General features: G+C 60.2%; 7 protein-coding genes. 1 reads left to right on the top strand and 6 read right to left on the bottom strand.

The genetic code is table 11. From position 1 onward, the window contains the following. A partial coding sequence (locus R3X27_RS19765) for a hypothetical protein (protein ID WP_317710613.1) occupies positions 1 to 215 on the top strand: 215 nt, incomplete at its 5' end. Here the strand turns inward: R3X27_RS19765 and R3X27_RS19760 are convergent. The 6 genes from R3X27_RS19760 to R3X27_RS19735 form a co-directional block, all read right to left on the bottom strand. Beyond that, positions 205 to 1,458, bottom strand: a complete 1,254-nt coding sequence (locus R3X27_RS19760) for a carbohydrate porin (RefSeq protein WP_317710612.1) — start codon at positions 1,456 to 1,458, stop codon at positions 205 to 207. The genes R3X27_RS19765 and R3X27_RS19760 overlap by 11 nt on opposite strands. A 41-nt stretch (positions 1,459 to 1,499) precedes the next feature. Next, positions 1,500 to 1,859 (bottom strand): DoxX family protein, encoded by a 360-nt coding sequence (locus R3X27_RS19755; RefSeq protein ID WP_317710611.1) that lies wholly within the window; start codon positions 1,857 to 1,859, stop codon positions 1,500 to 1,502. A gap of 67 nt (positions 1,860 to 1,926) precedes the next feature. Further along, positions 1,927 to 2,670, bottom strand: a complete 744-nt coding sequence (locus R3X27_RS19750) for a DUF3299 domain-containing protein (RefSeq protein ID WP_317710610.1) — start codon at positions 2,668 to 2,670, stop codon at positions 1,927 to 1,929. 60 nt (positions 2,671 to 2,730) lie between these two features. Next, complete coding sequence (locus R3X27_RS19745) at positions 2,731 to 3,132, bottom strand: hypothetical protein (protein WP_317710609.1); 402 nt, start codon at positions 3,130 to 3,132, stop codon at positions 2,731 to 2,733. A gap of 72 nt (positions 3,133 to 3,204) precedes the next feature. Then, positions 3,205 to 4,545: an amidohydrolase family protein gene (locus R3X27_RS19740; RefSeq protein WP_317710608.1), complete on the bottom strand. Its 1,341-nt coding sequence runs from the start codon at positions 4,543 to 4,545 to the stop codon at positions 3,205 to 3,207. A gap of 74 nt (positions 4,546 to 4,619) precedes the next feature. Then, entirely contained in the window at positions 4,620 to 6,020 is a 1,401-nt protein-coding gene (locus tag R3X27_RS19735; RefSeq protein WP_317710607.1) for an amidohydrolase family protein, read from the bottom strand. Between the last annotated feature and the right edge of the window lie 137 nt (positions 6,021 to 6,157).

The following is a 6,157-nucleotide window of genomic DNA, read 5'->3' as shown; positions in this document are numbered from 1 at the left end:
AATCCGACAGCTTCATTGGAATGGCTGACAACGTGGAAGGAGCGGCCAATTTCGACGGTGTTTCCTGCGCCGTCCAAGCTGCCGCTTGGTGCAAAACCAATCATCCGAGGGCTTGCGTCTCCATTGTCGCGATGGCGCATTGGCGGTTCAGGTACAGGCACAGCATTGCCAACAAAACGGCTTCCCATCCGGCCCTTGCGCCAATCAAAGATTGATCCGCAGCCTCAGGCCGAACACGGTTGGGTCGTGATCATTGAAACCCGGGTTGATCAGGTGCTGGACATCCGCTGTCAGGGCGACATTGTCCGACAAGTCCAAACGGTAGAAGGCTTCCATCGTGGTCTGGGTGTCGAGTGTCTCGTCGACCGGGTCCGCGACCGTCGCGCCAAACCCGAAGAGGTCGTCATAAAGGCCTGGCCGCCACATGAGCCCAGCATTGGCTGCGCGCCGGGCGATTGGTGCCTCACCCTCCGACCAGCCGAGGCGTCCGTAAATCATGAGTTCCTCGTTGATCGTGTGGTTGGCTGACAGGAGCGCCCCGTAGCTTTCCGGCACGCCTGCCTCTGTGCGTTCATCGATGTGAAACACGCCGAGGTGCACGTTTGTCAAAAAGCGCTTCGAGCGTTCGGGGGTCCATCCGATCTCGGCGTATTTGTAGAACTCGGGACCACCGGGGAACCACTCGACATCGGTCAACGAGCCGTTCGCGTCCGACAGGACGCCAAGGGCATAGATCTGGTCGGTCAGGTACCCGCCACCGACGATGCCGAAGCCGGGATCGGGGAGCGGCAGGACCGGGCTGAACAGGATCGAGAAATTGGAGAAGGTTGTGCGCGGGTTCACGTAGCCGAGGATGTCCGAGTAGTCTCCCGGATCGATCCGCCCGGCCACGAAGCCGGCCCGTCCACCTGCGAGCGTCTGGGACCAATAGGCGACGGAGAGGGTCGTGTCGGTGTCACTGAAGGTCGTCGCCGTGACGCCCGCATAGCCGATCTGCCCAGCGAGCCCGCTTGGCGCGATGTCCGTGCCGAGCAGGTGGCGGTTCTCCAGAGTGAAGACCAGTTGCCCCGGGTTTTTGCCGCCTCGGTTGAACAGCGTCCATTGACCAAGAATGCGGGCCTGACCCAACGCTGCCTCGTCGATACCGGTCAGGCTCTCGGTCGCGGATTGGTAATAGGCCTGGTAGTCGAAGGAGAGGTTCAGGCCGGTGTGGTCGGCAAAACTCTGCTGCGATGCTTCCAAAGGATCCAATGCCGCATCCAGCCCCGGCCAGCGAGAGTCCTGCAACCGCCGAACCCGATCCTGTTCCAGTTGTGCCTGCGTTGAGGCCGGGCCGCCCAGCGAGACCGCTGCGGCGGCCTCCAGGGCGGAGGATGGCCGGCTTTCCTGTGCGATGGCTCCGGTTGAGACCCAGAAACCAGCAATGATGACCGTACCGAGAAGCCTTGCCTGCCTCATATGAGGTCTCTCTTGTTGCTCTTGGTTTTTCTTCGGCCTGCTCATGCAAGTATCGCCAGAACCACATCCCGACTCGACCAGAGCACGAAGGCCGACAACGTGGCGGTGGTCATGGCGGGCACGCCGTCTTTCCACGTGTCCCAAATCAGGTGACAGCCGATGGCGCCAAGTGACGTACCCAGAAGGGCGGCGGCCCCGAGCGGCCCGAGCAAGCTGCCTTGAAACCAGATCGCCACCGACCCGAAGAGCTCGACGACCCCGACAACGGCCATGATCTGACGGTTCAGCCCGTATTTGACGAACATCGCCAGTTGCGTCTCGAAGATGAACTTCTGCCAGCCGAGGATCTTGATCGAACTGGCGAAGAGGAAGAAGGCAGACAGCAGGCCGATGACGATCAAAAGAATGGAAATGGTTGATCCTCCAGTGTCAGAGAGCGTGGCGGCAGGTTTGCCGCTCCATCGGGTCTCACTGCCCGGTCACTCGGGATTTCGTGCCGGTTTGAAAACCATCCGCGAGGCTTTTCGCCCAATCATTGGTTGCCGGAGGTTCCGTTTTGTCCGACTGGCCGAATGTCTGCACCTCATCGACATCCATCGAGAAGGTGGCACGCATCGAAATGAACCCATCAACCACCACCATCTGCAGGTCCGACGGATCGATGTTGATCCGACCGGTCACCACGATCGGTTCGTGCATTCTGGCCGGTGCCCAACCGTCAGACAGGCGCAGGCGTACCATCTGGTTCGGCGGCGGCGGTGGGACGTGGCTGCACATGCCGCGCTCCGGCACGAGGTAGGCCATCGCCGTTCCGTCTTCATCAGGTGGCGCCGGGATCGCGAAACCACCGAGAGAAATCGGTTCACCATCAAGGGCCGCGTTTCCAGCGGCGCTGGCCAGTTCTCGCCGTTCCGCAACGGCCCAACGTTGAGAGATCAGCCAGTCGGCATCGATCCCTTGCGCCGAAAGCTCGGCCTTGACCTCGTTCAGCTGCGTTCCGGTCTCCGGCGAAGGCGTTCCGCCGTCCAACTCCGCCTGGAGAGCTACAACCCGACGCAGATCTTCGACCTGTTTGTAATCGAGGTCGAGGAATGGATCCTCGTAGGATTGGACGTCTTGGTCGATCAGGTCCGGCCAATCGATGGGAGTCGGTTCTGCGTAGAGCGGGCTTACCCCAAGAACGACGACGATTGCCGACAATATGTGACGCATGGGAATCCCTTCAAACCAGTGTGTTCTTGTTGATTTCGCTGTCCGCCCAATGCGTGTCCTTTACTTGAGATCGTCCTGCGCCTTGATCTCCGGCACCCGCGCGAGGGCTTCGGCCATATCGGCGCTGCTCATCAACTCGATCATCTGGTACTCCTCCAGCAGCCCGTCGCCGAGGCGACTGACATAGAAGGCCTGGATGAAGGTGGGATCGTCCGGAAGGGCGACTGTGATGTAGTTCTTCCCGTTTCCGAGCCCCCAGTAGTAGCTCAGAAGCTCGCCGCCGAGCGCCTCGATCCCGCCTTTCACCGAGGCCGCGCGATCCCCGGGATTGGCGATCTGCATCTCCCAGGCGGCGCTGTTGGACGTGCCGATGAACAGAAAGGTGCGCATGTTCGCAGCATCTTCGGCTGTGGCCATCGAGCCGCAGAGGGCCATGAGAGAACCAAGGGCGAGATGTTTCAAAGTCTGTCCTTTCCGGTTGATTGCGTCGGGTGAAAACGCGGGGCGGACGAGGGAGACCGCCCCGCGCCCTCGTCAGTCGAGCGTGTTCTTGTAGATCACGCCGTCCTTCATGATCAGGTCGAAATTGTTCTCGTAGTCGGTCATGATCATCGCGTCCTCGACGGGGTTGCCATCAACCAGCAGAATGTCGGCATAGGCGCCTTCGGCAATCACACCGAGCGGCCCTTCGGGATAGGGATTCAGCTTGCCTGACAGGGCGAGCAACTCACCGGCCTTGGAGGTCGCCTGCATAAGCACTTCATAGGAGGACCATTCCTCCAGGCGATATTTGAATTCGTCGTTCTGCTTCGTAAGCGCAACAGGGTCACCGATGATGTCGGTCGAAAAGGCGACCTTTTCGATCCCGAAATTCTTGAGCAGTTTCATCTGGTTTCTGGCGCCGGCCTGCACTTCAAGAAACTTGGGGGCGGAGAGCGGGCCGAGGGCCTTGACGACGGTTTCCTCATCCAGGCCCAGAAGGGAGTAGAACGGCACGACCCAGACATCCGCGTCCTTGATCGCTTGCGCAGACACCTCGGTCATCAATTGCGCATGGTCGATGCTTTGCACACCGGCTTCGATGGACCGCAGGATGCTCTCATCATTGTAGACATGGACCAGAACATAAGTGTCCCAATCCGCCGCCGCCTTGACCGCTGCTTCCAACTCGTCCGGCAGGTATTGCACGGTGTGGAGCGGGTCCACGCTGGAGGACACACCACCGCCGGCCATGACCTTGATCTGCGACGCGCCCAGCCGGAGTGCTTCCCGCGTTGCGCGCAGAACTTCCGGGACACCGTCGGCAAGAAACTCCACGTGCTGATTGAAGAAGGAGGGTGAGGCTCCTTCGAAATTCGGGTGCGGTTCCGTGTAGTGCCTGTGCTCGCCATGCCCGGAGGTCTGCGAGATCACCGGGCCGGACGGATAGATGCGAGGACCGACGGCCTTGCCCCGGTCGATGGCCTTCTGAAGCCCAATCGCCGGTCCACCCGCATCACGCACGGAGGTGAAACCGCGCAGCAGCATCTTTTCCGCCTCGACCGTGGAGACGGCCCCCCAGTACATCCAGTCGAAATTGTCCCTGAGGTCCGCAACCGGCTCGGTGATCGACATGTGGACATGGGCGTCGATCAGACCCGGCATGAGCGTGCGCCCGCCGCCATCGATGATCCGGGCGTTGGCCACCGCGAGGGGCTCGACCGAAACCTCGACGATCAGGTTCTCCTGAACCAGAACATTCGCGTTTTCGATCCGCTGTTCGTTCACGCCGTCGAAGACATGGACGTTTGTGAAGAGGATCGGGAAGTTCTCATCCTGGGCAAGCGCGAACGAGCTGCTGGACAGCCACACGACCGCGGCGAGTGCGTGTTTCATCTTGGCTCCATTGGTGAGTGTAGTGGATCAGGTCGGAACACGGGGCGGACGAGGGAGACCGCCCCGCGCTCGCTTCAGTTCAGCGTGTTCTTGTAGATCACGCCGTCCTTCATGATGATGCGCATTGTTGCGATCTCCTCGCGGTCCGGCGCGCCAAGCCAATCGGAGTTCGCTCCGATCACGGTAATGTCCTCGAGCGGGTTTCCGTCAACGATCAGGATATCGGCATAGGCTCCGGGCTCGATCACGCCCAGTTTTTCGGGGTAAGGGTTCTGCTTGCCGCTGAGGGCCATCAACTCGCCGGCGGTCGAGGTCATGGCCCGTAGCGCCCGCAGGTTTCCAAGGTAGTCAGTCAACACCCACTTCTCGAAGTCGATCCCGCGGCGCAGATCGTGCCCAAGGGTGAATACCAGATCGGTCTGGAAGACCATCTTGAGATCGGGGTTGTCGTTCACCACCGTCTTGTAATTGGAAACCCCTGCAAGGAATTGCTTCGTCTTCGCAAGGACGGGCGAGCCTTCCACCGAATATGCAGGATGCTGGAGGATCCCCTCTGTCGATCCGGCGAGGTTGGAGACGATGAACGCTCCCTTTTCGATGGCGAGCTTGGCGGTCTCGTCGGTCATGAACTGCCCGTGTTCAATCGATTTGACCCCATATTCCAGCGCCCGCTTGATGTCGGAATCATTGTAGACATGGGTCATGACATAAGTGTCCCACGCCGCCGCCGCATCGACTGCCGCGCGGATCTCCGCCTCGGTCATCTGTGAGGAATGCAGTGGATCCTTCACGGATGACACACCTCCCGAGATCATGATCTTGATCTGGGACGCGCCAAGTGACAGGTTCTTGCGCACCGCTGCGGTGACCTCGTCCGCGCCATCAGCATTGATAGAAATACCCAGCCGATAAAGATTGCTTTCGGTTTGATCGAACTGGCCGTAGGTGACAAAATCTTGGTGTCCGGATGTCTGTCCAATCCAGGCCCCTGACGGGTAGATTCTCGGCCCCTCCATGTAGCCTTCATCGATCGCTTGCTTCAGGCCCGGTCCAACCGCGCCGCCACCAGCCTCGCGCACGGTCGTGAAACCGTTATGCAGGTGTTCCTTGGCCGCATAGGCCCCCATTGCGCCGAGATACTGCCAATGCATCTGCTCGGCAGCCCCGACCCCGCCATTCACGGCGAAAAAGAAATGGGTGTGGCCATCGATCAGCCCCGGCATCAGCGTCCGGCCGCCACCATCGAACATGGTTGCGCCAGGTGCATCAATGGACTCGGTCGAGACTTCCTTGATCAGGTTGCCTTCGACCAGAACGCTGGCATTCTCGATCCGCGCCTCGTTCACGCCGTCGAAGACATGGACATTGGTGAAAAGGGTTTGCGGCAGCGCATCGTCCTGTCCGATGGCCATGGTAGAGAACGTCGCTGCGGCAAACACGGCCGGCAGCAACGCCTTCAGGTTGAGTGATGTCATTCGGTGTCCTCCCAAGGGTCGGTCTTCCTGCGGACCGGTCTTCCCACTATGCACATGTGCCCCGAGAATCTTTTGACCCGCTGATCCCGCAGTGCATTTTTCTGGCCCGATCCGGTAAACTTCAGTCAATTTCCGCT

It is taken from the genome of Tropicimonas sp. TH_r6, from assembly GCF_033101155.1.
In the GTDB taxonomy this organism is placed as follows: domain Bacteria; phylum Pseudomonadota; class Alphaproteobacteria; order Rhodobacterales; family Rhodobacteraceae; genus Tropicimonas.
Note: the sequence above shows the minus strand (reverse complement) of the source record. Positions and strands in the feature narration are given on the sequence as shown.

Excerpts from the sequence above, each read along its gene's own strand:
- R3X27_RS19760 (WP_317710612.1), bottom strand. The coding sequence starts at position 1,458 with ATGAGGCAGGCAAGGCTTCTCGGTACGGTCATCATTGCTGGTTTCTGG.
- R3X27_RS19750 (WP_317710610.1), bottom strand. The coding sequence starts at position 2,670 with ATGCGTCACATATTGTCGGCAATCGTCGTCGTTCTTGGGGTAAGCCCG.
- R3X27_RS19740 (WP_317710608.1), bottom strand. The coding sequence starts at position 4,545 with ATGAAACACGCACTCGCCGCGGTCGTGTGGCTGTCCAGCAGCTCGTTC.
- R3X27_RS19735 (WP_317710607.1), bottom strand. The coding sequence starts at position 6,020 with ATGACATCACTCAACCTGAAGGCGTTGCTGCCGGCCGTGTTTGCCGCA.